The 26,102-nt window shown below is 73.4% G+C and carries 25 protein-coding genes; 16 read left to right on the forward strand and 9 right to left on the reverse strand.

The window, feature by feature from the left end; genetic code table 11:
* Positions 1-17 precede the first annotated feature (17 nt).
* The 3 genes from ACF1GV_RS29550 (at position 18) to ACF1GV_RS29560 (ending at position 6,389) form a co-directional block, all read left to right on the forward strand.
* Positions 18-1,778 carry an MOSC domain-containing protein gene (locus tag ACF1GV_RS29550; RefSeq protein ID WP_391686356.1) on the forward strand — a complete coding sequence of 587 codons (1,761 nt, stop codon included), beginning with the start codon at positions 18-20 and terminating at the stop codon, positions 1,776-1,778.
* A gap of 125 nt (positions 1,779-1,903) precedes the next feature.
* Positions 1,904-3,337, forward strand: coding sequence for a PLP-dependent aminotransferase family protein (locus tag ACF1GV_RS29555; RefSeq protein WP_391686359.1), 1,434 nt, complete (start codon positions 1,904-1,906; stop codon positions 3,335-3,337).
* A 439-nt stretch (positions 3,338-3,776) separates the two neighbouring features.
* Entirely contained in the window at positions 3,777-6,389 is a 2,613-nt protein-coding gene (locus ACF1GV_RS29560) for a SpoIIE family protein phosphatase (RefSeq protein WP_391686467.1), read from the forward strand.
* Between the two features lie 60 nt (positions 6,390-6,449).
* Here ACF1GV_RS29560 and ACF1GV_RS29565 read toward each other — a convergent pair whose 3' ends face one another.
* Positions 6,450-7,298: an aldo/keto reductase gene (locus tag ACF1GV_RS29565; protein WP_391686362.1), complete on the reverse strand. Its 849-nt coding sequence runs from the start codon at positions 7,296-7,298 to the stop codon at positions 6,450-6,452.
* Between the two features lie 37 nt (positions 7,299-7,335).
* Positions 7,336-8,523 carry an MFS transporter gene (locus ACF1GV_RS29570; protein WP_391686365.1) on the reverse strand — a complete coding sequence of 396 codons (1,188 nt, stop codon included), beginning with the start codon at positions 8,521-8,523 and terminating at the stop codon, positions 7,336-7,338.
* 54 nt (positions 8,524-8,577) lie between these two features.
* Between ACF1GV_RS29570 and ACF1GV_RS29575 the strand changes: the two genes are divergently transcribed.
* The 3 genes from ACF1GV_RS29575 (at position 8,578) to ACF1GV_RS29585 (ending at position 11,008) form a co-directional block, all read left to right on the forward strand.
* Positions 8,578-9,321 (forward strand): AraC family transcriptional regulator, encoded by a 744-nt coding sequence (locus ACF1GV_RS29575; RefSeq protein WP_391686367.1) that lies wholly within the window; start codon positions 8,578-8,580, stop codon positions 9,319-9,321.
* 82 nt (positions 9,322-9,403) lie between these two features.
* Complete coding sequence (locus tag ACF1GV_RS29580; protein ID WP_363268457.1) at positions 9,404-9,889, forward strand: flavin reductase family protein; 486 nt, start codon at positions 9,404-9,406, stop codon at positions 9,887-9,889.
* A 327-nt stretch (positions 9,890-10,216) separates the two neighbouring features.
* A complete protein-coding gene (locus ACF1GV_RS29585; protein ID WP_391686370.1) occupies positions 10,217-11,008 on the forward strand; it encodes a VOC family protein in 792 nt (263 codons plus the stop codon).
* Positions 11,009-11,024: 16 nt separating this feature from the next.
* On the opposite strand, the gene ACF1GV_RS29590 is transcribed toward ACF1GV_RS29585, so the two are convergent.
* Positions 11,025-12,221, reverse strand: a complete 1,197-nt coding sequence (locus tag ACF1GV_RS29590; RefSeq protein ID WP_391686373.1) for a cytochrome P450 — start codon at positions 12,219-12,221, stop codon at positions 11,025-11,027.
* 204 nt (positions 12,222-12,425) lie between these two features.
* Here ACF1GV_RS29590 and ACF1GV_RS29595 point away from each other — a divergent pair, with 204 nt between their 5' ends.
* From ACF1GV_RS29595 to ACF1GV_RS29605, 3 genes are all read left to right on the forward strand, one after another.
* Entirely contained in the window at positions 12,426-13,436 is a 1,011-nt protein-coding gene (locus ACF1GV_RS29595) for an urea transporter (RefSeq protein WP_391686376.1), read from the forward strand.
* A gap of 160 nt (positions 13,437-13,596) precedes the next feature.
* Complete coding sequence (locus ACF1GV_RS29600; RefSeq protein WP_391686379.1) at positions 13,597-13,950, forward strand: hypothetical protein; 354 nt, start codon at positions 13,597-13,599, stop codon at positions 13,948-13,950.
* 37 nt (positions 13,951-13,987) lie between these two features.
* Positions 13,988-14,161 carry a hypothetical protein gene (locus tag ACF1GV_RS29605; protein WP_391686382.1) on the forward strand — a complete coding sequence of 58 codons (174 nt, stop codon included), beginning with the start codon at positions 13,988-13,990 and terminating at the stop codon, positions 14,159-14,161.
* A 32-nt stretch (positions 14,162-14,193) separates the two neighbouring features.
* Here the strand turns inward: ACF1GV_RS29605 and ACF1GV_RS29610 are convergent, their stop codons facing one another.
* A complete protein-coding gene (locus ACF1GV_RS29610; protein WP_391686385.1) occupies positions 14,194-14,964 on the reverse strand; it encodes a class I SAM-dependent methyltransferase in 771 nt (256 codons plus the stop codon).
* Between the two features lie 20 nt (positions 14,965-14,984).
* Complete coding sequence (locus tag ACF1GV_RS29615; protein WP_391686388.1) at positions 14,985-16,214, reverse strand: cytochrome P450; 1,230 nt, start codon at positions 16,212-16,214, stop codon at positions 14,985-14,987.
* A 202-nt stretch (positions 16,215-16,416) separates the two neighbouring features.
* On the opposite strand from ACF1GV_RS29615, the gene ACF1GV_RS29620 reads away from it, so the two are divergent.
* The gene (locus ACF1GV_RS29620; RefSeq protein ID WP_391686390.1) at positions 16,417-17,625 is read left to right on the forward strand and encodes a cytochrome P450; all 1,209 of its coding nucleotides are present in this window, start codon (positions 16,417-16,419) and stop codon (positions 17,623-17,625) included.
* Between the two features lie 171 nt (positions 17,626-17,796).
* Here the strand turns inward: ACF1GV_RS29620 and ACF1GV_RS29625 are convergent, their stop codons facing one another.
* Complete coding sequence (locus tag ACF1GV_RS29625) at positions 17,797-18,087, reverse strand: heavy-metal-associated domain-containing protein (RefSeq protein WP_391686393.1); 291 nt, start codon at positions 18,085-18,087, stop codon at positions 17,797-17,799.
* Between the two features lie 229 nt (positions 18,088-18,316).
* On the opposite strand from ACF1GV_RS29625, the gene ACF1GV_RS29630 reads away from it, so the two are divergent.
* Positions 18,317-18,592: a hypothetical protein gene (locus ACF1GV_RS29630; protein WP_391686396.1), complete on the forward strand. Its 276-nt coding sequence runs from the start codon at positions 18,317-18,319 to the stop codon at positions 18,590-18,592.
* 72 nt (positions 18,593-18,664) lie between these two features.
* Here ACF1GV_RS29630 and ACF1GV_RS29635 read toward each other — a convergent pair whose 3' ends face one another.
* Entirely contained in the window at positions 18,665-20,923 is a 2,259-nt protein-coding gene (locus ACF1GV_RS29635) for a heavy metal translocating P-type ATPase (RefSeq protein ID WP_391686399.1), read from the reverse strand.
* Positions 20,924-21,123: 200 nt separating this feature from the next.
* Here ACF1GV_RS29635 and ACF1GV_RS29640 point away from each other — a divergent pair, with 200 nt between their 5' ends.
* The 3 genes from ACF1GV_RS29640 (at position 21,124) to ACF1GV_RS29650 (ending at position 23,492) form a co-directional block, all read left to right on the forward strand.
* Positions 21,124-22,107 carry a hypothetical protein gene (locus tag ACF1GV_RS29640; protein ID WP_391686402.1) on the forward strand — a complete coding sequence of 328 codons (984 nt, stop codon included), beginning with the start codon at positions 21,124-21,126 and terminating at the stop codon, positions 22,105-22,107.
* Positions 22,108-22,199: 92 nt separating this feature from the next.
* A complete protein-coding gene (locus tag ACF1GV_RS29645) occupies positions 22,200-22,514 on the forward strand; it encodes a hypothetical protein (RefSeq protein WP_363268473.1) in 315 nt (104 codons plus the stop codon).
* A 126-nt stretch (positions 22,515-22,640) separates the two neighbouring features.
* The gene (locus ACF1GV_RS29650) at positions 22,641-23,492 is read left to right on the forward strand and encodes an oxygenase MpaB family protein (protein WP_391686469.1); all 852 of its coding nucleotides are present in this window, start codon (positions 22,641-22,643) and stop codon (positions 23,490-23,492) included.
* Positions 23,493-23,587: 95 nt separating this feature from the next.
* Here ACF1GV_RS29650 and ACF1GV_RS29655 read toward each other — a convergent pair whose 3' ends face one another.
* Entirely contained in the window at positions 23,588-24,265 is a 678-nt protein-coding gene (locus ACF1GV_RS29655; RefSeq protein ID WP_391686405.1) for an adenosylcobinamide amidohydrolase, read from the reverse strand.
* 150 nt (positions 24,266-24,415) lie between these two features.
* Between ACF1GV_RS29655 and ACF1GV_RS29660 the strand changes: the two genes are divergently transcribed.
* Positions 24,416-25,162, forward strand: coding sequence for an SAM-dependent methyltransferase (locus ACF1GV_RS29660; RefSeq protein ID WP_391686408.1), 747 nt, complete (start codon positions 24,416-24,418; stop codon positions 25,160-25,162).
* Positions 25,163-25,177: 15 nt separating this feature from the next.
* Here ACF1GV_RS29660 and ACF1GV_RS29665 read toward each other — a convergent pair whose 3' ends face one another.
* Positions 25,178-25,582, reverse strand: coding sequence for an AraC family ligand binding domain-containing protein (locus ACF1GV_RS29665; protein ID WP_363268478.1), 405 nt, complete (start codon positions 25,580-25,582; stop codon positions 25,178-25,180).
* 245 nt (positions 25,583-25,827) lie between these two features.
* Here ACF1GV_RS29665 and ACF1GV_RS29670 point away from each other — a divergent pair.
* On the forward strand, positions 25,828-26,102 hold a 275-nt coding region (locus tag ACF1GV_RS29670), incomplete at its 3' end, for a DUF2637 domain-containing protein (protein ID WP_391686411.1).

Raw genomic sequence — 26,102 nt, forward strand, 5'->3', positions numbered from 1 at the left:
AATGTTACTTTCTGGGCATGACCCACATCTTCGGAGAGCTGCTCTCGGTCAACCTCGGGCAGGCCCAGCCGATGACCGTCCAGGGCGAGACGATCGTCACCGGCTTCGACAAGCGCCCCGCGCAGGGCGTCGTGCTCGTGGGGGCGGACGGGCTGGTCGCGGACGACCACGTCGACGACGCCGACGACCGGGACCGCGCCCTGCTGTGCTACCAGCTCCGTCACTACGCCGACTGGCGCCGCGAGCTGGGCCGGGACCTGCCGCCCGGCACCTTCGGCGAGAACCTCACCGTCGACGGCCCCGCCGACGACGAGGTCGCCGTCGGTGACGAGCTTCGCATCGGCGAGGTGCTCCTGCGGGTCACGCAGCCGCGGATCCCCTGTCGCAAGATGGCCGTCCGGCTCGGCGAGGAGGACTTCCCCGCCCGCTATCTGAGCAGCGGACGTGTGGGCTTCTTCTGCCGTGTGCTGGAGCCCGGCCTGATCCGGGCCGGCGACAAGATCGAGCGCGTGCGCCGGGGCGAGGGCGGGCTGTCCGTAGCGGAACTGGCCCGCGTCCTGCACCGGGAGCGGCCCGACGCCGAGGCCCTAGCCCGCGTCCTGGACTGCGCCGCCCTGCCGCCGCTCCTGCGCACCAAGGCGGAGCGGCTGCTGGCCCGGGCCCGCGGAACACAGGAGGGATGGTCCGGTGAGCGCGCCCTCCTTGTCACCGGCCGCCGCCGGGAGGCCGCGGACGTCGTCTCCTTCGACCTGGCCGACCCGGACGGCGAGCGGTTGCCGGACTTCGCGGCGGGGCAGTTCCTGACCCTGTCGCTCGACGTGCCCGGGGCGGTGCGGCCCGTCGTGCGGACGTACACCGTGGCCGGCCGCACCGACGACGGCCTCGGCTACCGCATCGCCGTCAAGCGCGAGCCGGCGCCCGCCGAGGCGCCGGGCATCCCCGCGGGCGTCGCCTCCGGCCATCTGCACACGGACATCGCGGTCGGCGCGCGGCTGCGGGCGCGGGCGCCCCGCGGCCGGTTCGTCGTCCAGCCGGGCCGGCGCCCCGTGGTGCTCGTCAGCGCGGGCATCGGCATCACCCCTGCGCTGGCGATGCTCACCGAACTCGCCGGCCAGGACGGCGCGTCGGCGCGCCCCGTCCACTTCGTCCACCAGGCCCGCTCCTCGCGCGAGCTCGCCTTCGGGCCGTACGTGCGCCACCTCGCCGGATCCCGGGACGGGCTCCACACGCACCTGCTGTTCAGCCGCCCCCTGCCCGGGGACACACCCGGACGGGACTTCGACGAGCCGGGCCGGCTCACCCCGGCCGCTCTGGAACGGATCCTGCCCTCGCTCGACGCGGACTACTACGTCTGCGGGCCCGCCGGCTTCATGGCGGACGTCGTCGCCGGGCTGGCCGGCCTGGGCGTGCCCACCGACCGTGTGCACCACGAGTTCTTCGGCGCGGCCCGGCCGCTCACCGGCGAGGAGCCGACCGAGGGACACACGGACGCCGGCCCCCCGGCCCGGGACGCCGACGGGCGGCCGGTCACCGTGACCTTCGCCCGCTCCGGGGTGACCGTGCCCTGGCGGGAGAACACCTTCAGCCTGCTCGCCCTCGCCGAACAGGCCGGTCTGCGCCCCGACGCCTCCTGCCGCACCGGGTTGTGCGGCACGTGCGTGACCGGTCTCGACGCCGGCGAGGTCGCCTATGTGATCGAACCGACGGCGCCAGTGGAACCGGGGCAGGTCCCCGTGTGCTGTGCTCGTCCCACCACCAGCGTCATGATCGACCTGTAACGCTGGGGTGAGGACGATCCCGCACGGGGTCCGACGAGAACGACCCCGCACGGGGTCCGACGAGAAACAGCCCTCGGCAGTACGACGGGAACTCCCCGACGAGGGCCGACGAGAAGAGGAGAGCGATGGCGGCCGATCCCCGCCTGTTCGCGCAGTTGCTGGCCGACGACGGGACGAGTGGGCCGGTCTACCGGCGCATCGCGGAGGCGATCGCCACGGCGGTGACCACCGGCCGCCTCTCGGCGGGCGACCGCCTGCCCACCCACCGCGAACTGGCCCGGGTGCTCGGCGTCGCCGTCCCCACCGTCAGCCGCGCCTACCGCGAGGCCGAGGAGCAGGGCCTGGTCAGCAGCACCGTGGGCCGCGGCACCTTCGTCGCCGGAGCCTCCGGCATCCCGCACCTGCGGGACACCCCTGACCCCGGCGGCGCCGACGCGCCCGCCCGGCTCGACATGGCGGTCAACGCCCCCGCGCGCGGCCGGCACGAGGAGCTGCTGCGCCGCACCCTCACCACGCTCGCCGGCACCGCTGGCCTCGGCGCGCTTCTCGGCTACGAGTCCGACATCGGCTCCCACGGCCACCGGCGCACCGCCTGCGGCTGGCTCGCCCGCAGCGGCCTGGACGTCCGCCCGGAGCAGGTGGCGATCTGTTCCGGCAGCCAGCACGCCCTGCTGGTGGCGTTCGGCGCCGCGCTGCGCGCCGGTGAGACCCTGCTGACCGAGGCGCTGACCTACCCCGGCGCCAAGACCGCCGCCCAGCTGCTGGGCGTCGGCATGTCCGCCGTCGCCATGGACGGCGACGGCCTGATCCCCGAGGCGCTGGAAGAGGCCTGCGCGGCCACTCCCTCCGCACGCGCCCTGTACTGCATGCCGACGGCCCACAACCCGACGGCCGCGACCCAGCCGCTCGGCCGCCGCGAGGCCATCGTCGACATCGCCCGCCGCCACGACCTGGTCATCATCGAGGACGACGTCTTCGGACTGCTGTCCGACCACGCGGGCCTGCCCCCGCTGGCCGCCCTGGCCCCCGAACGCACCCTCTTCCTCACCAGCCTGTCCAAGACCCTCGCCCCGGGGCTGCGCTGCGGCTTCCTCGCCGGACCGCCCGAGCTGGCCGGCCGCCTCGGCGCGCTCATCCGCGCCACCGTCTTCAATCCGTCCCCGCTCGCCACCGCCGTCGCCCTGCGCTGGGTGGAGGACGGCACCGCGGAGCGCCTGCTCGACTGGCAGCGCCAGGAGATGCGACGCCGCCGCGACGCCGCCGTGCACCTGCTGGCGAAGGCGCCGGCGATCCGCCACGTCCGGGCCGACGCCCTGCACGCCTGGGTGGAGCTGCGCGAACCCTGGACCGCCTCCGAGGCGCTCGCCCTCGCCGACGGTCAGGGCATCTCGATCAGCCCCACCCTGTACTACAGCGCCACCGACCAGCCGCTGCCGCGCGCCTTCCGGCTGTGCCTGGGCAACGCCCCCGACGTCGGCACCCTCACCGGCGCCCTGCGCACCCTGACGGGCGTCCTGGCCCGCGGCCGCCCGACCTGGTCCTCCGACACCCCCGTATGAAACGGAAGTTGAGCTCGAAGCCTCGCGTGACGGAAGTTTGCCTGCACGGGGGCGGCCCGCGCTCCCTCGCCCCCGGCCGTCCCTGACGGCAGCCGGTCGCTGCGCGTGACCGTGCTGCCGCTGCCCCGTACGGCCCGTCACCGTTCGCCCGTCCCGCAGGCGGGGTGCTACAAAGGGGAACATGGGCGGACGGTCGCGCTGGTCCCGCGCGAGGGCCGCGCCGCCGCCGAGCGGAGCACGGCGGCTGCGTGATGCGCCTGGGCCCCCGGAAGACCGGAAAAACCCGGGAGCCCCGAAAAACCGGGGCCGCCGGGAGGGCGCGGCAGGCCACGGGGACAGCGACGGCGCGAAGGACCGCCGGCCGTTGAGCCACCGTCTGTCACCGTCGCTGAGCGTGCGCACCTTCGCCACCCAGGTCTTCCTGCTCCAGGCGCTGATCATGCTGGTGCTCGTCGCCGCGGCCGCCACCGCTCTGGTGGTGCAGGGCCGCTACGACGGCGAGCGCAACGCCAGGAACCGCTCCCTGGCCACCGCGGAGGCGTTCGCGCACGCCCCCGGCACCGCCCTCGCACTGCGTTCGGCGAACCCCAACGCGCTGCTGCAGAGACCGGCGGAGCAGGCGCGCCACGGATCCGGCGTCGACTTCATCACCGTCCTCGACAAGAGCGGGGTGCGTGTCACCGACACCGACCCCTCACTGATCGGCACCCGGGCGCAGGGCGTGGAACGGGCGGCGGCGGGCGAGGCGTTCAGCGAGACCTTCCACGGCGAGCCCTCCGACGCCGTGCGCGCGGTGGTCCCGGTGACCGACGCCAGCCGCCGGGTGGTCGGCATTGTCAGCGCAGGCATCCAGGTCGAGACCCTCGGCCACGTGCTCAACCACCAGGTACCGGTGATGCTGGGCGCGTCGGCGGTGGCGCTGGCGCTCGCGACCGGCGGCACGGCCCTGGTCGGCCGGCGACTGCGCCGGCAGACCCACGGCCTGGGCCCCGCCGAGATGACCCGGATGTACGAGCACCACGACGCCGTCCTGCACGCCGTGCGCGAAGGCGTGCTGATCGTCGGCGCCGACGGACGGGTGCTGCTCGCCAACGACGAGGCACGCCGGCTGCTGGACCTCCCTGCGGACGCCGACCAGCGGCAGGTCACCGACCTCGGACTCGGCCCCGGCCCGACCCGCATCCTCGCCTCCGGAGAGGCCGTCTCCGACCAGGTCGTCCCCGCCGGGGACCGGCTGCTGGCGGTCAACACCCGGCTGACGGAGCCCTACGGCGGCGTCCAGGGCCTCGTGGCCACGTTCCGCGACACCACCGAACTGCGCGCCCTCTCCGGCCAGGCCGAGGTGGCGCGCGGCCGGCTGACCCTGCTGTACGAGGCGGGGGTGCGCATCGGCACGACGCTGGACATGCGGCGCACGGCGGAGGAGCTCGCCGAGGTCGCCGTCCCGCGCATGGCGGACTTCGTCACCGTCGAGCTGCTGGACTCCGTGCTGCGCGGCGACGAGCCCACCGGCGCCGTGAAGCAGATGCGGCGCACCGCGCTCAGCGAGTCGCAGACCGGGCATCCGCTGCAGCCGGTCGGCGATCTGATCCGGTTCGTGGTGGCCGACACCCCCATGGTCGCCGCCCTGCACGGCGGCAGGGCCGTCCTCGTGTCGGATCTGTACACCGCACAGGACTGGCGGGCCCACGACCCGGCGGGCGCGCAGCGCGCCCTGGACTACGGCATCCACTCGCTCATCACGGTGCCGCTGCAGGCCCGCGGCGTCGTCCTCGGCATGGTCAACTTCTGGCGCGGTGAGGGCTCGCCGGCCTTCGAGGAGGAGGACGTCGCGGTCGCCGAGGAGCTGGTGGCCCGGGCGGCGGTGGCCATCGACAACGCCCGCCGCTACTCGCGCGAGCACGCCATGGCCGTCACCCTCCAGCGCAGCCTGCTGCCCCGGGACCTGCCGGAGCAGGACGCGCTGGAGGTCGCCTGGCGGTACCTGCCGGCGCAGGCCGGCGTGGGCGGCGACTGGTTCGACGTCATCCCGCTGCCCGGCTTCCGGGTGGCCCTGGTCGTCGGCGACATCGTCGGACACGGGCTGCACGCCGCGGTCACCATGGGCCGGCTGCGCACCGCCGTGCTGAACTTCTCCTCGCTGGACCTGGCCCCGGACGAGCTGCTCGGCCACCTCGACGAGATGGTGGCGCGGCTGGACACACAGGCGGAGACCGCGGACAGCGCCCCCGCCCCCCTGACCGGCGCCACCTGCCTGTACGCCATCTACGACCCGGTCGGCGGCCGCTGCACCCTCTCCCGCGCCGGGCACCTGGCCCCGGCGGTGGTGGACCCGCAGGGCCGGGTGACGTTCCCCGACGTCCCGGTGTCGCCGCCGCTCGGCGTCGGCGGGTTCCCGTTCGAGTCCGGGGAACTGGAGCTGCCCGAGGGGAGCCGGCTGGTGCTGTTCACGGACGGGCTGATCGAGGACCGGGGACGCGACATCGACGAGGGCCTGGTGATGCTGCGGGCGGCCGTGGCCGGCCCGGGCGGCACGCCGGAGGAGACCTGCCGGGCGCTGATGGACACGATGCTGCCCGCGCACCCCACCGACGACGTGGCGCTGCTCGTCGCCCGGACCCGGCTGCTCGACCCGGCCAAGGTGGCGACCTGGGACGTCCCGTTCGATGTGACGGAGGTGTCGCACATCCGGTCGGAGGTCGGCCGCCGGCTGCAGGAGTGGGGGCTGGAGGAGGAGTCGTTCACCACGGAGCTGATCCTCAGCGAGCTGCTCACCAACGCCATCCGCTACGGCGCGCCGCCCGTGCGGGTGCGGCTGATGCTGGGCCGCACCCTGGTGTGCGAGGTGTCGGACGGCAGCAACACCTCACCACGGCTGCGCCGGGCCGCCACCACCGACGAAGGCGGCCGGGGTCTGTTCCTCGTCTCCCAGTTCGCCGAACGGTGGGGCACCCGGTACGCGGCGCACGGCAAGGTGATCTGGGCCGAGCAGAACCTGGGCGGCACGGCCCTGCCGGATGCGACGCTGCTGATCGACGAGATGGCGTGGTGAGACGACGCCGCCGATCGACGAGACGGCGTGGTGGCCCGGGGGTCTGTGCCGGCCCGCGGTTCAGGACTCCAGGGTGACGGTGCCCAGCCGGCTGACCATGGCCGGGTCGCGGTGGTCGAAGAACAGGGACGCCCCGGTGTCCAGGGCGGCGATCGCCGCCATCTCGCCGCCGGACAGCTCGAAGTCGAAGACGTCGGTGTTCTCCGCCATCCGCTCGGCGCGCACCGACTTGGGAATCACGACGACGCCGCGCTGAATCAGCCAGCGCAGCACCACCTGCGCGACGGACTTGCCGTGCGCGGTGGCGATACCGGTGAGCACGGGGTGGGTGAACAGCTGGTTGCGGCCCTCGGCGAACGGCCCCCACGACTCGATCTGCACCCCGCGCTCACGCATCAGGTCCTGGTCCGCCGTGCGCTGGAAGAACGGGTGGGTCTCGATCTGGTTCACCGCTGGCGTGACCTCGTTGTGGTCGATGAGGTCCACCAGGCGGTCGGGGTAGAAGTTGGACACCCCGATCGCCCGCACCAGGCCCTCGCCCAGCAGCCGCTGCATCGCACGCCAGGAGCCGTACACGTCACCGTAGGGCTGGTGGATCAGGTACAGGTCGACGCGGTCCAGGCCCAGTTTGCGCAGCGAGGTCTCGCAGGCGCGCCGGGCTCGCTCCTCGCCGGCGTCGGAGATCCACAGCTTGGTCGTGACGAACAGCTCCTCGCGCGGGATGCCGCTGCTCCTGATCGCCCGGCCCACGGCCTCCTCGTTGCCGTAGGCGGCCGCGGTGTCCAGCGACCGGTAGCCCGCGGCGAGGGCGTCGCTCACGGCCTGCTCGGTCTGCTCCGGTGGGATCTGGTAGACGCCGAAGCCGAGGATCGGCATCTCGACACCGTTGTTCAGTGTGACGGTCTGCATGCGCTGTCCCCACGCTCGACGGCAGTTCCGTCCACGGTTACCCGCCGGAGGGCGTCGTCTCCCGGCCGCTGCTCCAAGTGGGCACGACGAGAGCGGCCGGTTCGGGCAGGGTGCGCAGCAGCAGCCAGCTCAGCGCGGGCATGAGGATCAGCGGGGACAGCGCCGTGCGCAGCGAGGTCGCGTCGGCGAGGGCGCCGATGAGCGGGCTGACGAGTCCGCCGACGCTGACGGTCAGCCCGAGCGTGATACCGCTCGCCGTGCCGACCCGGCTCGGCAGATAGTCCTGACCGAGTGTGACCTGGAGCGAGAACGGCACGTACAGCGCGATCGAGGTCAGCGCGACGAAGACGAAGAGGACCGGGCCTCGGGCGACGACGACCCCGGCGACCGCACCGACGCCGAGCAGGTACGACCACCGGCACACCGTCACGCGCTCCCAGCGGCCGGCCAGGCTCCCGCCGAGCACCGAACCGACCGCGCCACCGAGGTACAGCACGAACAGCGCCACCGTGCCCGCCGCCGTACCGCCGTGGGTGCGCTGCTCGACGTGCAGGGCCACGAACGTGCTCAGGCCGGTGAAGACGACGGAGCGGCACACGACGACGAACGCCAGCTTCACGAAGGACGCCGTGTCGTCCGGGCACGGCGCCGCCGCCGCAGCCGCGGCGCCGTTCCCGTCGCGGCCCAGGGCACGCAGGACGGGCAGGCACAGCGCGCAGCCGACGGCGGCCGGTACGGCGAGGAAGGGCGTCCAGCGCAGCCCCGCCGGAGCGACGACGGCGGCGACCAGGAGGGGAGCGGTGGCGAAACCCAGATTGCCGCCGAGGGAGAACCAGGCCATCGCGCCGTGACTGCCCCGGGAGACGATCCTGGCGACACGGGCGGACTCCGGGTGGTAGGCGGCGACGCCGATGCCGGAGAGCGCCACGCACGCCAGCGTCAGGGCGTACGAGCCGCCCAGTCCGCTGAGCGCCACACCCAGCCCGCCCAGCAGCGTGCCGCATGGCAGCAGCCAGGGCAGCGGCCGGCGGTCGGTGAGCAGCCCGAACACCGGCTGTGCCACCGACGACAGCAGGGAAGCGGCGAGCACGATCCCGGAGACCGCGGCGTAGCCGTAGGCGCGCTCGGCGACGAAGAACGGGACGAGGGACGCCACGGCGCCCTGGTAGACGTCGACACAGGCGTGACCGACGGAGAGCAGCGTGATGGACGAGTTCCTGCGCATCCGTTCATGCTGGATGCCGCACCCGGTGTCGTGCTTCCGATAATCTGCCTATCAATGACGGACATCCGCCACACGCCGGTCGCGCCGACCCGCACCCAGCGCCTGGCCCCGGGTGCCGGGATCGACGCCCACCGGCACGAGGACCACCAGATCGCCTACGCCGGGCGCGGTGTCCTGGCCGTCACCACCGACGCGGGGTCCTGGATCGCACCGGCCACCCGGGCCATCTGGATTCCGGCCAGAACCGTGCACGCCCACCAGGCTCACGGCGACCTCGAACTGCACCTGCTGGGCCTGCCCACCACCGCGAACCCGCTCGGGCTGGACGCGCCGACCGTGCTCAGCGTCAGCCCCCTGTTGCGCGAGCTGATCATCGCCTGCACGCACGCCCACGGCACCGACGGCCCGGAGCGCCGGCGCCTGCTGGCCGTGCTGCTCGACCAGGTGCGGGCCGCGCCGCAGCAGCCGCTCCACCTGCCCATGCCGGCCGAGCCCCGGCTGCGGGCGCTGTGCGCGCTCGTGCGCGCCGATCCGTCCGACGGCCGCACCCTCGCCGAACTCGGCCGTGAGGTCGGGGCCGGTGAACGTACGCTCTCCCGTCTGTTCCGCGGCCATCTCGGCATGACGTTCCCGCAGTGGCGCACCCAGGTTCGCCTGCACCACGCCCTGGTGCTGCTGGCCGAGGACACCCCGGTGACGACGGTGGCGCACCGGTGCGGCTGGGCGTCCGCCAGCGCCTTCATCGACGTCTTCCGGCGCACCTTCGGCCACACCCCGGGCCGTCACCAGGCGTTGTGACGGGGGAGCCGGGCACTCGTAGGGTGGCCCCCAAAAGGGTGCCGTGGGGCCGGCGGTGGCCGGGGACGGGAGTGCATGGGAGATGGCGGGCGCCGACGCGTTCATGGACCGGCTGAACCCCGAGATGTGCGTGGTCACGGCCGCGGTGGGGGAGGAGCGGTCGGGCTGCCTCGTCGGGTTCTCCGCCCAGTGCTCCATCCAGCCGGCGCGGTATGCGGTGTGGCTGTCCAAGGCCAACCACACCTACGGCGTGGCCCGCGCCGCGGACCGGCTCGCCGTGCACCTGCTCACTCGCGACCAGCACGAACTGGCCGCGCTGTTCGGCGGTGAGACCGGCGACAGCGTCGACAAGTTCGCACGGGCGCGCTGGCGCCATGAGGACGGCGGCGCGGTCGTCCTCGAGGACGCTGCGGCCTGGTTCGTGGGCACCGTGCGGGACGTCCTGGACAGCGGCGACCACGTCTGCTTCGTCCTCGAGCCGGAGCGCTGGGGCGCCCGGCGCACCGACGCTCCGCTGCTGCGCCTGCGCGACGCGCTGGACATCGAGCCGGGGCATCCGGCGGACTGAACCGGCGGCCCGCCGCCACGACGATGTGAGGACGGGCAGCCTCGGTCCGACGGCGCGAGGCGTGACGCCCCGGCGGCTCTCCTCCTCCCGCTCCTTTTCTTCTCGCTGCCGGGCGGGTGCGAGGCGCTGCACGGTTCCGTCTCCACCGGCCCCCGCGCGACCGCGTCGACGCTCACCCTTGTCAGCGGCCGGCTCCTGCGCCCGGGCCCGCGTCAGTGCCCAGCGGCTCCGGCACGGCCACCGTCCGCGCACGGTGCCGTCCAGCGCGCGATTGTCAGTGGCCGGTGTCACTCTGGGTGGCAGAAGACCAACGGAAGGGAACCGACCGTGCTCACCACTGATCTCGCTCCCGGCGTGCCCTGCTGGATCGACCTCGGCGCGCCGGACATCAAGGCCGCCGCCTCCTTCTACGGCTCCGTGCTCGGCTGGGAGTTCGAGCCGATGGGCGGCGACATGGAAGGCGGGGTGCTGCGCAAGGACGGCAAGACCGTCGCCGGCCTCGGCCAGCTGACCGAGGAGGGGGCGCGCTCGGCCTGGATGATCTACTACTGCGTCACCGACGCCGACGCCACGATGCAGGCGGTGCAGCGGGCCGGCGGCACGGTACGGACAAAGCCGCGCGACCTCGGCGAGTGGGGGAAGATGGCGCAGTTGACCGACCCTCAGGGCGGTCAGTTCGCCGTCTGGCAGCCGGGGCAGAACACCGGCTTCGAACTGGTCGGCGCGCCCGGAGCGCTGACCTGGACCGAGCTGTACACCACCGACGCCGCCGCGGCGAAGGAGTTCTACGGCTCCGTCTTCGGCTGGCAGTACTCCGACATGGAGATGCCGGGCGGCGAGGGCACGTACACCATCATCACGCCCGCCGGGCTGCCCGAGGAGCGCATGCAGGGCGGTCTGATGCAGCTCCGCCCGGCGGATCTCGTCCTGACCAACGGCCGGCCCTACTGGCACCCGGTCTTCGACGTCCCCGACTGCGACGCCGCGATCGCCAAGGTCACCGAGGGCGGCGGCCGTGTGCAGATGGGCCCGGCGGACATGGAGGGCGTCGGTAGACTGGCCGTCTGCCTCGACCCGTCCCAGGCGGACTTCGTCCTGCTCGCGCCCGCCGAGAGCTGACGCGGCCGCCGGGCACCTACCGGGTGAACCGCACGGGCAGGCTCTGCGGGCCGCGGATCATCATCCCCGGGCGCCAGGTGACGGCCGCGGGGTGGATGTCCAGGGCCAGGTCGGGGCAGCGTTCCAGCAGCGTCCGGATCGCGATGCGGGTCTCGAGCCGGGCCAGCGGTGCACCCAGGCAGTAGTGGATGCCGTGGCCGAACGCCACATGGCCACGGGCGTCCCGGGAGATGTCGAAACGGCCGGGGTCGGCGAAGCGGCCGGGATCGCGGTTGGCGTCGGCCAGGGCGACCAGGACCAGCTCGCCGCCTCCCGGGACGACCGTGTCGCCGATGGTCACCGGGTCGACGGTGAATCGGTAGGTGGGTGTCTCCACCGGGCCGTCGTAGCGCAGCATCTCCTCCACGGCGGCGTCCATCAGCGTCAGGTCGGCTCGCAGGGCGGCCAGTTGCGCGGGGTGCGTCAACAGTGCGAGGACGCCGCCCGAGATGAGGTTCACCGTGGTCTCGTGACCCGCGACGAGCAACAGCCAGGCCATGCCGATCAGTTCATCGCGGGACAGCCGGTCACCGTCCTCGTCCGAGCTGTGGATCAGCGCGCTCAGCAGGTCGCTGCCCGAACGCCGGCGCTTGCCCTCCACCAACTCGGCCAGATACCCGGCCATCGACACCGCGGCGGCCTTGCGGACCTCCGGGTCCACGGCCGCGAGCGCCTCGTTCGACCAGGTGCGGAAGGACTCCCGGTCCAGGTCGGGCACGCCGAGGAGTTCGCAGATCACGGTGATCGGAAGCGGGAAGGACAAGGCCTCGACGAGGTCGGCGCGCCCGTCGGGAGCCGTGAGCATCCGGTCCAGCAGCGCGTCGGTGGTCTTCTGGACGAGCGGGGCGAGTTCCTCCACCCGGCGCGTGGTGAACTCACGGGCGACCAGCTTGCGCAGCCGGGTGTGGTCCGGCGGGTCGGCCCGGAGCATGTGCACACCGGAGGAGACGGAGCCGATCGGCAGGGAGGGGGAGGCCTTGCTCCAGTCCTTGGTCAGCCTGGGGTCCGCGAGCGTGGCACGTCCGGCCTCGTAGCCGACCACGAGCCAGGCCAGGGTGCCCCCTTCGGGCATCCGTACCTGGTGCACGGGACCCCGCTCCCGTAACCGGGCGTACACCGGATAGGGATCGCGGGTGAAGGACTCGCCGAGCGCGGCGAGATCGACGATGCTCATGGCTACCACCTTTACGGAGACGTCCGGGCCCTCATCCTGGCCGAGCCCGCGCTCCGGGCCCAGTGGCCCGTCGGCCTCGGCGGGGCGCTCGGTGGGCCTGCGTCGGCCGTCTGCCCTGGTGAAGACTCCTTCTGTATCGTATAGAGGAAAAGAAATTCCACAACACGGAAAATATATCTGTCGATACTGACGAGGGGGCGGGGAGTGGAGCGGTACGGCGGTGTTCGGTGGGGGCGGGCGGGATATGGCTCGGATGTCGGGGCGCGGGCGCTGCGCGGGGTCGCCCAGGTGATGTTCGTGCGCAACGCCTGGGCGGGCGCGGCCTTCTGCCTGGCGCTGGTCGTGGCCGACTGGCGCTATGCCGTCTACGCACTCGCCGGGGCGGCGTCGGGCGCCGCCGGCGCGCAGCTGTTCGGCGTCGCCCGTGAGCGGGTGGAGGCGGGCCTGGAGGGCTTCAACGCCTGCCTGTTCGCCCTGTGCTGCGCGGTGTTCCTCGATGCCGGCCGGCCGTCCACCGTACTGCTCGCCGTGGCGGGGTCGCTCGTCGTCACGGTCGCCACGGCGGCGCTGGTCCGGATGCTGCGTGTGTGGCATCTGCCGCCGCTGACCGCTCCCTACTGCCTGCTGGCGAGCGCCGTGACCGTCGCCGCGCCCGCGTTCGGGCGGATCCGGCCGCACGGCGACGGCCTGGCCGCGCTGCCCCGAGCCGCCGCCGGCCTGCAGCTGCGTCCGGCCGAGTTGTGGCGGGGCTTCCTGCGCAACGTGGGGCAGGTCTTCTTCCTGGACGAGTGGTACGCCGGTGGGCTGCTGCTCGCCGGGCTCTTCCTGGTGAGCCGCGTGGCCGGGCTCGTCGCCTGCGCCGGCAGCGCGACCGGAGTGCTCACCGCCTGGATCCTCGGCATCCGGGCCGGGCGCATCGCGGACGGGACGGCGGGGTGCAGCGCGGTGCTCGTCGCGCTCGCGCTGTGCGGGGTGTTCCTCGCGGCGACCCGGCGCACCCTGCTGTACGCGCTGCTTGGTGCGGCCACCGCGACCGCCGTGACCCCGGCCGTCGCCGCCCTGCTGGCCCCGTCCGGCGGCCACCCCTTCACCTGGCCGTTCGTGCTGACGACCCTCGCCTTCCTGGCGGCGGCGCGCTCCTTTTCGCAACTGAGCGTCCCCACCCGGCCCGCCGGTCCCCTGGCCGCTCCCGAGGCCGGTTCGCGGCCCGGCTGAACATGCCCGGCCGGCGGTTCGCATACCGATATGGCGGCACGTGACCGAAGAGCCTGTACATATGCGGGAATGGCGGCGCGGTGTAACACCATGGCGAATGCGGGGCGCAGAAGAAAGAGGAAATGGGCCACGCCCGCCGCCGTACAGAATCGGATTCGCCGTGAACAGCACCGACCCGCTTTCCGGATACCCCGTCCACGACCGGCCCCCGCCGCCCGGCCGTGGAGCCCGCAACGAGGTCACCGCCCGGCGGACGGCCCTGAGTATCTGCACGATCGCCGACGTCGCGGCCGGTGTGCTGATCCTGTGGATCGTGCTTCACCTGCTCGACGCCAATGAGGGCAACGCCTTCGTCGAAGTCGTGCACGCGGCCGCGGACTGGTTGTCCGGATGGGCACAGGACATTTTCACGATGGACACAGAGGGTCTGCGGGTCGTCCTCAATTATGGTTTTCCCGCCATCATTTATTTGCTGATCGGCCACGGGATCGCCGCCCGGCTCAACCGGACATGAGGAAATCTGGAATGCACGACAGCGGAAGGGACCGGCAATGATGTCCAGCCTCAAAGAAGGCGAACACCCCCCGATCTACGAGGAGCTGCTGCGCGAGCGCGGCGACGTCGTCGCGGAGGCGCAGAAGGCCGCCGAGCACACCCGGCACCGGGCGGTGGAGCTGCTGGGCGTACCGCACGCCACCCAGCAGCACACCGGTCACTGGGCCTGAGGGCCCGCCGGGCGGGCCGGCCCCGGACGCCGTCAGGAGCCCCGCGTGAAGACCATGACGAAGTCGGCCATTCGCCGCACGCGGGGCGTGTCCGGGTCCGGCAGTGCGAGCAACTGCTCGCGGGCCCGTGCGACCGCCGCGTGTCCGGCCTCCCCGGCCACCTGCCACGCACCCGTGAACAGGCCACCGGTGAGCGACTCGGCCATGGCACGGGGGGAGACCTCGAACGCCGTGGGCCGCTCGCTCGCCGTGCCCGCGTAGGCGAACCCCTCGGCCACAGCGACCGGAACAAGGTGGTCCGGGCCGTCCTGGCGCCGCCCCTCCGGGTCCAGCCGGTCCTCCAGCGCGCCCACGATCCGGCCGATGTCGTCCGTGGGGCGCCGGCCGCGGGCCGGGACGACCAGATAGCGGCCGCCGGGCCGCAGCACCCGTGCCATCTCACGGAACACCGACGTCCGGTCGGGTCCGGTGTGCAGCAGCCAGGTGGACACGGCCTGCGCCACCGAGGCCGTACGCACGGGGAGCCGGCACGCGTCGCCCACCGCCACCCGGTCGCCGAGCCGCTGCCGGGCCAGTGCCAGCATGCCGGGGGAAAGGTCGACACCCACCACCGTGTGGCCGCGGGCCGTCAGCTGCTCGGCCACGATGCCGGTGCCCACGCCCACGTCGAGCACCGGATGCGACGGATCGAGCAGCGGGGCCAGCTGCTCGGCGAAACCGGCGGCCCGGTCGGTGCCGCCGCGCGAGGCGTCGTACACCGGGGCGATGTCGTCGAACTCCGCCGCGGGGGAGGCCGATGCCATGAGGAGTCCCTTCGTCAGGCTCACGTGTGCTGCGGGGTGAACGTGACCGGCAGTGTCGCCATACCGCGCAGGATGCCCTCGCGGCGCGACAGCGTCTCGTCCGGCGTGGCGAGCGTCAGGTCCGGGAAGCGGCGCAGCAGCGTGCCGATGGCGATCCTGGCCTCCATGCGGGCGAGCGGCGCCCCGAGGCAGAAGTGCGCGCCGTGCCCGAAGGCGAGCTGCTGGGGCACCTCGCGGCGGGCGAAGTCGAGGATGTCGGGCCGCTCGAAGCGGGCCGGGTCGCGGTTGGCCGCGGCCAGCCCGACGATGATCATCTCACCGGCCGGGATGGTCACCCCGGCGATCTCGAAGTCCTCGACGGTGAAGCGCGCGACACCACGGCTCACCGGGCCCTCGTAGCGCAGGAGTTCCTCGATGGCGCCGGGAAGCAGCTCCGGGTCCGAGCGCAGGGCGGCGAGCTGGTCGGGGTGGCGCAGCAGCGCGTGCACGCCGTTGGCGATGAGGCTCGCGGTGGTCTCGTGTCCGGCGAGCGTCAACAGGATGGTCATCGCCGTCAGTTCACGGTCGCTGATGCGTTCCTGGGCTTGCGCCGCGCACAGTGCGCTCAGCAGGTCGTCGCGCGGCTCGGCCTTGCGCCGCTCGATCAGCGGCTGGAAGAACTCCACGAGCGCGGCCCGGGCCCTGGCCCCCTTGGCGAGCCGCTCCGGGGTGTTGGGCGGCATGATGAGACCCACGGCCAGTTTGGCGAAATCCGGCTGTCCCTCGGCCGGGATGCCGATGAGGTCGCTCAGGACGGCCATGGGCAGCGGCAGCGCGAACTCCTCTACCAGGTCCGCCGATCCGCGCGCCGCGAACGCGTCCAGGAAGGCGTCGGTGTGCTCCTGCACCCGCGGCGCGAGTTCCTGCACCCGGCGCGCGGTGAACGCCTTGGAGACCAGGTTGCGCAGGCGCAGATGCGTGTCGCCGTCGGCGATCACCATGCTGGACATCAGGACGTTGGTGCGCTGCTGCTCGGCCATCTCCTCGTGAAGGCCCCGTACGGCGACGGGACTGCTGCTCAACCGTGGGTCGGTGAGCGCGGACACGGCCTCGTCGTACCCCGTGATCATCCAGACCTCAAGGGTCGGATTCAGCCGTACCCGCTGCACCGCCCCGTGCTCGCGGATCCGCTCGAACAGCGGGTAGGGATCGGGCTGTTGAGCGACGTTGACCGGCACGTCGTGGACGATCGTCGGGCTCTGCTCGGGCATCCGCTGCTCCCCGTGATGTTTGTGGAAGATCCGAGGCAGGTAGTCATACCAGCCGACCGGGTCGCGTGGTAGCGTCACCGGCGTTCGGATCGAAAGAAGTATCCGTCAACCCCCGTTGCCTACCGGCGATTTGGGTGTCGGAAGCGGTTTCGCCAGAAGCATCTGCGGCCCCACCAGGGCTTGTGTGCGGGGGGAGACGTTCGTGGAACAGGGCGCCGTACAGGCGATCGCCGGGGATCCGCTGCTGGATCTGGCCCGGCCCGAGGTGCTCCGCGACCCCTACCCCGCCTACGCAGGGCTGCGGGAGACCGCGCCCGTCTTCTGGCACGAACTGCTCGGTTCCTGGGTGCTGACCCGGCACGCCGACTGCCTCGCCGTCCTCACCGACAGCGCCCGCTTCGCCTCCGACTGGCGCAGGGCCGGCGAGGAGATCCCGGCCCCGCTGCTCAGCGTGCAGACGCTCGACCCGCCGGAGCACACCGCCATCCGGCACCTGCTCCTCGACGGCTTCCGGGCCCAGGACCGCCACGCCCTGCACGAGCGGCTGGAGAGCGAGGTGCGCACGCTGTTCGCCGACCTCGCGACCCGGCCCTCCTTCGACTTCGTCGGGGACCTCGCCGAACCGCTGGCGCTGCGCTTCATCACCGCCTTCCTCGGCGTCCCGGCCCCCGATCTCGACTGGTTCGTGCCGATGTCGCGAACCGTCGTCGACGGCATGGACGCCGGCCTGTGGCCCGAGAAGAACGAGCCGGCCGTCGCGGCCCGCGCCGAACTCGCCGCCTATGCCGGCGGCTGGCTCACCGATCCCCCCAAGCAGGGGCTGATCGCCCACGTCGCCGAGCACGCGGAGTCGTCCGGCGTCGAGGAGACCACCCTGCGCAACAGCCTGCGCGCCGTGCTGCACGCCGGCTACGAATCCGCCTCACGGCTCCTCGGCAACGCGGCGGCCGCGCTGCTCACCACACCCGGCGCCCTGGACGCGCTCCGCGCGGCGCCGCTCGCCGCCGCCGTCGACGAACTCGTGCGCTACGACGCGCCCGTCCAGGCGGACGCCCGCGTCTGTGTCGAGGACACCGACCTCGGCGGTGTCACCATCCGGGCGGGCGACCCGGTCACGCTGCTGCTGGGAGCGGCCAACCATGACCCGCTCCGCTTCGCCCACCCCACCGAGCTGCGACTCGACCGCACCCCGAACCCGCACCTCGGGTTCGGGCGCGGGGCCCACGCCTGCCTGGGCGCGTCGATGGCCATCCGGCTCACCGGGTCGGTCCTCGCCACCCTGGCCGGGCGGTACCCCGAGGCGCGGGCGGTCGCGGAACCGAGCCACCGGCGCAACCTGACCCTGCGCGGTCTCGACCGCTTCCAGGTCACGCTGCGCCCACGAGCAGCGGGGGAGGAGGTACGGACATGAAGTACTGGCACTGAACCTGAAGCGGAGCGGTGCCCGCCGACGTCGTGGCGGGCACCCCGGCTCCCGGCCGCCCGCCGCGCACACAGATGCGGCGGGCGGCTCTTTGCGGCCGCAGGGGCCTTCCTCGGCAAAGCACCCTTGTTGCGGGATCTCGACCGGAGCCCGCCGGCCTCAGAGCTTGCCGACGAGCTCGTACCCGGCCTCGTCCACGGCGGCGCGGACCGCCGCGTCGTCCAGCGTGGCGGCGGAGGTGACGGTGACCTCCCCGGTCTCGGCGACGGCGGTGACCGCGGTGACGCCGTCCAGGGCCGAGATCTCCTCGGAGACGGCCCCCTCGCAGTGCCCGCAGGTCATGCCGGAGACCTTGTAGACGGCGGTGACCCCACCCGGGGCCTGCACATCCGTCGCGGCGCCGGTCCCGCAGGAGCCGCAGCAGGAGCCGGAGTTCGTCTTCTCGGTCATCTTGAATCCCATCGATGGATGCGTGCGTGGGTCGGCTTCTGGCGGCATCGCGACCGGAACCCGTCCCCGTTCCGACACCTCTAGTATACCCCCCTGGGGTACATGAAGGGCGCTCTCCCCGTCCTTCCGTGCGGGTGACGCGCCACGCCATCGGCGGATCGGTGGCCGCCATTCGCTCGTACGGGGGCGAAACCTGCCGAACCGGGATCAAACTCCTACGATCACTCGCATGCCGCAGGAAACCGCCGGCCGCACGCCCGTGCGCGGGCCGGTGCTCGCCCTCCTCGTGGGTCTGGTGCTGACGCTCCTGACCCACGTGGTCCTGTGCGCCCTGGCCACCGGCGCCGTCTGGGACGTGGCCGCCCGCTGGGGCCACCCGGAGCTGACCTGGTGGGCGCTCGCGGCGACGGGCGCGCTGTGCGCCGGATGTGTCGCCCTGCTCGCACGCTCGGGCCGGCTGACCGCCCCCGCACCCGCACGGCAGCCGGTGGCGGCGGCGTCCTGACCCACCGCTCGGCGGGCACGTCTCGGGCCCGGGCGGGTCTGCCGCCCGGGCCTTTGGACAAGGACGGTGTCCTCAGCGGTCGGCGGGCCGGAAACCGCGCAGGCGCAGGCTGTTGCCGACCACGAAGACCGACGAGAAGGCCATGGCCGCGCCCGCGATCATCGGGTTGAGCAGGCCCGCCGCGGCCAGCGGCAGGGCGGCCACGTTGTAGGCGAAGGCCCAGAACAGGTTGGACCGGATGGTGCCGAGCGTCCGGCGCGACAGCCGGATGGCGTCCGCCGCGACCCTGAGGTCGCCCCGCACCAGCGTGAGGTCGCCGGCCTCGATCGCGGCGTCGGTGCCGGTGCCCATGGCGAGCCCCAGGTCGGCCTGGGCGAGCGCGGCGGCGTCGTTGACCCCGTCACCGACCATGGCCACCGAACGCCCCTCGCCCTGCAGGCGCTTGACCACGTCGACCTTGTCCTGCGGCAGCACCTCGGCGATCACGTGCTCGGGATCGATCCCGACCTCCGCGGCGACGGCCGCGGCGACCGTCTTGTTGTCGCCGGTGAGCAGCATCGGGGTCAGTCCCAGGGAGCGCAGCCGCCGGATCGCCTCGGGGCTGCTGTCCTTGACGGCGTCGGCGACCTCGAGGACCGCGCGGGCCTCGCCGTCCCAGGCGACCGCGATCGCGGTACGGCCCGTGGCCTCCGCCTCGGCCTTGGCGCGCCGCAGATCGTCGGGGAGGGACATGGCCCACGCGCCGAGCAGCTGCTCGCGGCCGACGAGGACGGCGCGCCCCTCGACCAGCCCCTGGACGCCGAGACCGGGGACGGCTGCGAAGTCCTCCGGCGGCGGCAGGGTGCCGACCCGGGCGGCAGCACCGGCCGCCACGGCCTGGGCGATGGGGTGTTCGGAGGCGTGTTCCAGCGCGCCGGCCAGGCGCAGGACGTCCGACTCCTCGGTTCCGTCGGCGGTGTGTACGGCGAGCAGGGTCATCCGGCCGGTGGTGACGGTGCCGGTCTTGTCCAGCACGATGGTGTCGACCTTGCGGGTGGTCTCCAGCACCTCCGGCCCCTTGATGAGGATGCCGAGCTGGGCGCCGCGCCCGGTGCCGACCATCAGCGCGGTCGGTGTGGCCAGGCCCAGGGCGCAGGGGCAGGCGATGATGAGGACGGCGACCGCGGCGGTGAACGCGGTGCTCAGTTCGGCGCCGTTGCCGAGCCAGAAGCCGAGCGTGCCGAGCGCCAGGGCGATCACGACGGGCACGAACACGGCGGACACCCGGTCGGCGAGCCGCTGGGCGGCGGCCTTGCCGTTCTGCGCGTCCTCCACCAGCCTGGCCATACGGGCGAGCTGGGTGTCGGCGCCGATGCGCGTCGCCTCGACGACGAGCCGTCCGCCCGCGTTCAGCGTGGCCCCGCTGACCGCGTCCCCGGCGCCGACCTCGACGGGCACGGACTCGCCGGTGAGCATGGAGGCGTCCACCGCGGACGACCCCTCGACGACGACACCGTCGGTGGCGATCTTCTCGCCGGGCCGGACGAGGAACCGGTCGCCCACCTTCAACTCGTCGACTGCGACGCGCTCTTCGCGGCCCCCGCGCAGGACGGTGACCTCCTTGGCGCCCAGCTCCAGCAGCGCCTTGAGTGCCGCGCCCGCCTTCCGCTTGGACCGGGCCTCGAAGTAACGGCCCGCCAGGATGAAGGCCGTGACACCGGCCGCCGCCTCCAGATAGATGTTCCCGGCGCCGTCGGTGCGGGCGATGGTGAACGCGAAGGGGTGCGTCATGCCGGGCATGCCGGCGGTACCGAAGAACAGCGCCCACAGCGACCACAGGAACGCCGCCGCCGTGCCCACCGAGATCAGCGTGTCCATGGTGGCCGCACCGTGCCGGGCGTTCGTCCAGGCCGCCTTGTGGAAGGGCCAGGCGGCGTACGTCACGACGGGTGCGGCCAGGGTCAGCGACAGCCACTGCCAGTACGTGAACTGCAGGGCGGGAACCATGGCCAGGGCGATCACGGGGACGGCCAGGAGTACGGCGGCGGTCAACCGCTGCCGGAGCGGCCGCAGTTCGTCGGGTGCGTCCTGCGCCGCGTCGCCGTCCGGGCCGGTGTGTGGCGGGGCGGGCTCCTGGGCGGTGTATCCGGTGGCCTCCACCGTGGCGATGAGGTCGGCGACGGCGATGTCCTCGCGGAAGGTGACCTTGGCCTTCTCGGTGGCGTAGTTGACGGTGGCCTCGACCCCGTCCATGCGGTTGAGCTTCTTCTCGATGCGGGCGGCGCACGAGGCGCAGGTCATGCCGCCGATGGCGAGTTCGACCTCGGCGGCGCCGGGCGTGGTGGTGGTCATGTCTGCTCCTCGCAGCTCACGGAGGCGCTGATGCGTCAGGGGGGCGGAAATACCCCAGGGGGGTATTGGTCAACGACGCCATGTATACCCCCCTCCCGTATTGGAGGCAACCTGTTCACGCGCCTTGACTTTATACCCCCAGGGGGTATGTTGAAGGGTGTCGGCCGCCGACGCGCGGCGGCCGGGGACAGGAGCAGGCCATGAACACCGGTGTGCGGATCACCGTCTTCGCCGCGGCGCTCGCCGCCACCTTCGGCACCGCCTACGGTGTGGGCACCGCGATCGACCCGGTGTCCGCGGCGGCCAGGACCGGCGTCCACGGCGAGGGCCACACCGCCGGATCCGCAGGCAGCGGCAACGGGCACGGGGGTACGGAGACCGGGCACGGCGCGTCGCACGGCGGCGGCCGCGAGGAGACACCGCCCGGCGGCCTGGAGATCTCCCGCGATGGCTACACACTCGACCTGAAGACACCGCGCGTGGCGGCCGGCCGCACCGCCGACCTGCGGTTCGCCGTCGTCCGGGACGCCACGGGCCGCAATGTCACCGCCTACCAGGCGCAGCACGACAAGGAACTGCACCTGATCGTCGCTTCCCGCGACCTCACCGTCTTCCGCCACCTGCATCCCGTGCGCGCCGCCGACGGCACCTGGTCCACGCCGGTCGACCTGCCGCCGGCCGGCGGCTACCGCGTCTTCGCCGACTTCAAGCCGGCCGACGGCAACGCCCTCACCCTCGGCGCCGACCTCGCCGTCTTTGGCCCGTACCAACCGGAGACACTCCCCGAGACCGGCACCACCGCCCGGGTCGACGGCTACGAGGTGCGCCTGGACGGCACGCTCACCCCCGGCCGGGACAGCGACCTCACGCTCACCGTGACCCGCGGCGGCAAGCCGGTCGGCGACCTCCAGCCCTACCTCGGCGCCTACGGCCACCTGGTCGCCCTGCGCTCCGGGGACCTCGCCTACCTCCACGTCCACCCGAACGGCGAGCCCGGCGACGGCACGACGCGGCCCGGCCCCCGGATCTCCTTCACGGCCATGGCGCCGAGCGCGGGCGCCTACCGCCTCTTCCTCGACTTCCGGCACGACGGAAAGGTCCGCACCGCGGCCTTCACCGTCCACGCGGGCGGCTCCGCTCCCGGGCCCTCCGCGCCTCAAGAAGCGCCCCGCCACGGTCACTGAGTCGCCGATGCGTCGGCCGGTCGCCGACGCCGTTGTCAGTGGTGTGCTGCATGATGCGGCATAACTGATCAACGACGTGGAAAGGGCAGGGGATGATCCTGTCGCACCGCAGCCGGTCCCTCGCCCCCGTCGGCACCGCCGCCGCCGACCTCTTGCGCATCATCTCCGACCCCGCGACGGCCGTCTTCCTGACCGTGCACACGGGCGGCCGCCGCCGATACGGCTACTGGCGGCCGCTCGACGGGCGCAGCGGCACCGGCGGCGGTTACGTGGCCCTGCCCACCGACGTCTGTGACGCCCTGCACCGCGCCGGGCGGATCACCCTCGGCGACCCCCTCGTCGACCCGGCCAAGACGACGTACCGTGTCCGCCCCGCGGCCACGAGAGCACGGGCGCGCGCGGCCTGAGGCTCGGCGGGACCGATCCGGCGGCACGCCCTCGCCGGTGGCAGGCCGCGCCCCCTCGGGGCTGGACCCGGCCGCGGAGCATGCCGGAGACTGAACGCACCGCGGGAGGTGACCGTGCTGACGCAGATGCGCACGCAACTGGGGCAGGCCCTGTTCCGCCGGGTGGCGGGACCGGACGGGCCGAGCACCCGCGCCCGCATCCACCACACCCCCGGCCCGCGCTGGTTCGCCCCCGACCGCCCCATCCGCGCCGTGCACGGCGACGCGTCCATGTTCATCGGCGGGCTCGGCGCCCTGCTGCTGCAGTCCCTGCACCCGCTCGCCATGGCCGCCGTGGCCGCGCACTCCGGCTTCCGCGGCGACCCCTGGGGCCGCCTCCAGCGCACCAGCACCTTCCTGGCCGTCACCACCTACGGCACCGCCGCCGACGCTCAGCGGGCCGTCGACCAGGTCCGCGCCATCCACGACAGGATCCGCGGCACCACACCCGACGGGACGCCGTACCACGCGGCCGACCCCCACCTGCTCGGCTGGGTGCACGCCGCCGAGACCGACAGCTTCCTCCGCGCCCACCAGCGCTTCGGCGCCCACCGGTTGGACGCCGACGGGTACGACGCCTACGTCGCCGACACCGCACGCGTCGCCGAGGCGCTCGGCGTGCCCGCCCCGCCCCGCGACGTCGCCGAGCTGACCGCCGTACTGGAGGCCTACCGGCCCGAACTGCGGGCCACCGCCGAAGCCCGCGCAGCGGCACGCTTCCTGCTGCTCCAGCCGCCCCTGCCGCTCGCCGTCCGACCGCTGTACGCCCCTCTCGCCGCCAACGCCGTGGCCCTGCTGCCGCCATGGGCGCGCACCCTGCTGTGGCTGCCCCGGCTGCCCTTCGTCGAGGAGCTCACGGTACGCCCGGCCGGCGAGGCCCTGACCCGCACCATCCGCTGGGCCATGCACCCCGTCCGCTCCCAGGGCGGGCCTGCATGACCGTCCCCGCCGTGCCCTGTATCCGGGAATCGGCAGGGAGTGCGTCCGCCGGGCAGGCCGGCCCGGCTGAGGGCGACGGCCGGTGCGCGCGTGCGTCAGCGTCCTGCCGCGTCGAGTACGGCGGAGTGGACGGCGCGGGCCAGACGGGCGCCCCAGCGTGACCGTGGGCCGGCGAATGGGTGGGCCTCCTCGCCTGCGCGCGGCGTGCGCGCGGCGACGCACACCGCGTCGGTGGGCGTGCCCGAGCAGTCGTACCCGGCGTCCAGCAGCGCCTGGACCTTCGCCTCGGTCGCGGTGGCCACCGCGTTGACCAGCGCGGCGTCGGTCAGCGCGACCGGCAGCGCGACGACGATGTTGACCGTGCCCGCGGGCGCCGGCACGGTCGTGCCCTCGGCGGGGGAGGCCGCCCAGCCCCGCACCCCCAGCCCGGCGGTGACGACCGCCTCCACACCGCCGTCGCGCGCCTGACCGAAACGGGAGACGTCGGCGGCCGTCAGCAGGCCCACACCGGGCCCCTGAAGACCGGCGCCCGCGGCCAGCTCGGCGAGATGGCGGTCGGGGTCGGTGCGCCGGTAACCGTGCGCCACCTGCGCGTTGAGCACCCAGGCCCGCTCTCCGAGGCCGCCCCCGAGCACGGCGCTGCTGATCATCCGCCGGCCGGGCCCGGCCCGCCACACCAGGGCGTGCAGCCGCTCACCGTCCTCCCAGCGGGCCCACGGCCGCACGGGCAGCAGCCCGGAGACGGAACGGGACGGGGGGACGACGACACTCACCGGACGGGACTCCTCGCGGGACGGGGGACCAGGTGATCGTACGGGGAGCCCGGACCGCGCCCGCCGGGGCGGTTCCCGTCGGCTCGGTGCCGGATGGCCGGGTCGGGAAAACCACATGCGTGCGCTCCTGTGCCGTGGCACGCTCCGTCGGTGAATCGCGAACAGATCTCCCGACTCGCCCATGCGGACCACCCCATCGCGGCCCCGCTCGACGACGAAGCGGTACGGCGGCTGCTGGACCGTGCCGTCCCGCGCGCCGACGCCCGCGTCCTCGACCTCGGCTGCGGTGGCGCGGAGTGGATGCTGCGCGCCCTCACCGCACACCCACGGCTGCGCGCGGAGGGCGTCGACGTATCCGAACGCGCACTGGCACACGCCCGTGAACGCGCCAACGTCCTCGGCGTGGACGAGCGTCTCGTGCTCCACCACCAGGACGCAGCGGACTTCACCGCGCCCGACCCCTTCGACCTGGTGATCAGCGTCGGCGCCACCCACGCCTTCGGCGGCCTGCTCGCCACCCTCGCCGCCGCCCGCAAGCACCTGGCCCCCGGCGGACGCGTGCTGGTCGGCGAGGGCTTCTGGGAGAGTGAACCCGGCCCCGACGCCGTCGAGATGCTCGGCGACATGGACGACCTGCCGGCCACCGTCGACCGGGTCGTCGCCGACGGCTGGATTCCGGTCCACGCCCACATCAGCACGCGGCACGAACTCGACGCCTACGAATGGTCCTGGACCGGCTCACTGGCCGCATGGGCCCTGGACCACGCCGGAGACCCGGGCAGCGCCCAGGCACTTCAGGCGGCCACCACCCACCGGAGCGAGTGGCTGCACGGCTACCGCGACGCGTTCGGCTTCGTCACGCTGGTCCTGCGGCCCACACCCGAATCCCTGAGCTGACGGATCGTCCGGCGCTCACGGCGCGCCGGGCCCGCGCCGCCCGATCTGCAGCCCCGGCCGTCGCTGATGCACCGTCAGATAGTGCAGCCCGCCGCTGCCCGCGGCCAGGCTGCGGCTGCTGCCCCGGGGCAGCCACACCAACGTCCCCTCACCGACGTGCTGCTCGGCGCCGCCACTGCTGACGGTGCCCTCGCCCGCGACCACCAGGAGCAGCACGTCCAGGTCGGGTTCGGCATGGGTGTCCACGCTCCGGCCCGGCGGCAGATGCACCACGTTGGCGTCCAGCTGCCGCCCGGCCTCCGCGAGCTTCCACGTCACGCCGGGCGCGGCACCGGGCACGGCGAGAGCCCGTACGTCGCACAGTGTCCGCGGCACGGGCGGCTGCCCTCGCCGGTCCGCGGCCTCCTCCGTCTCACCCATCGGCGATGCTCCTTCCCCGACTTCCTCGGTCTGTTTTTTACGCCTGTCACACGTGGCGATGTCCGCCCCATCTTCCGCCACGGGGCCCGGCGGCACGTGCCGGGGCCGGGCGCCCCGCCCCGTGCCGCCCGATCATGAGAGTGTGAGAACCGATCACGTCCGAGGTTCGAACGGGGGAATGCCACGTGCCGGCGGGGGAGCGTCACGCCACGGGGAAGCGACACGTCACGGGTGAGCGTCACGCCATGGGGGAGCCGAACGCCGCTGCGGGGAGCAGCGGGACACCGGAGCCGTCCGGCGGGCCGCCCCGGGTGGTGCTCACCCGGGTCCACCGGATCCTGATCGGTGTGGTCGTGTCGGGCGCCCTGGTCATCGCGGGGATCGGCTTCGCCGGTTCCTACGCCGCCGTGCGGGAACTGGCGCTGAAGAAGGGCTTCGGCAACTTCTCCTACGTCTTCCCGATCGGCATCGACGCCGGCATCTGTGTCCTGCTCTCCCTGGACCTGCTGCTGACCTGGAT

The organism is Streptomyces sp. NPDC014006, assembly GCF_043088925.1.
Taxonomy (GTDB): domain Bacteria; phylum Actinomycetota; class Actinomycetes; order Streptomycetales; family Streptomycetaceae; genus Streptomyces.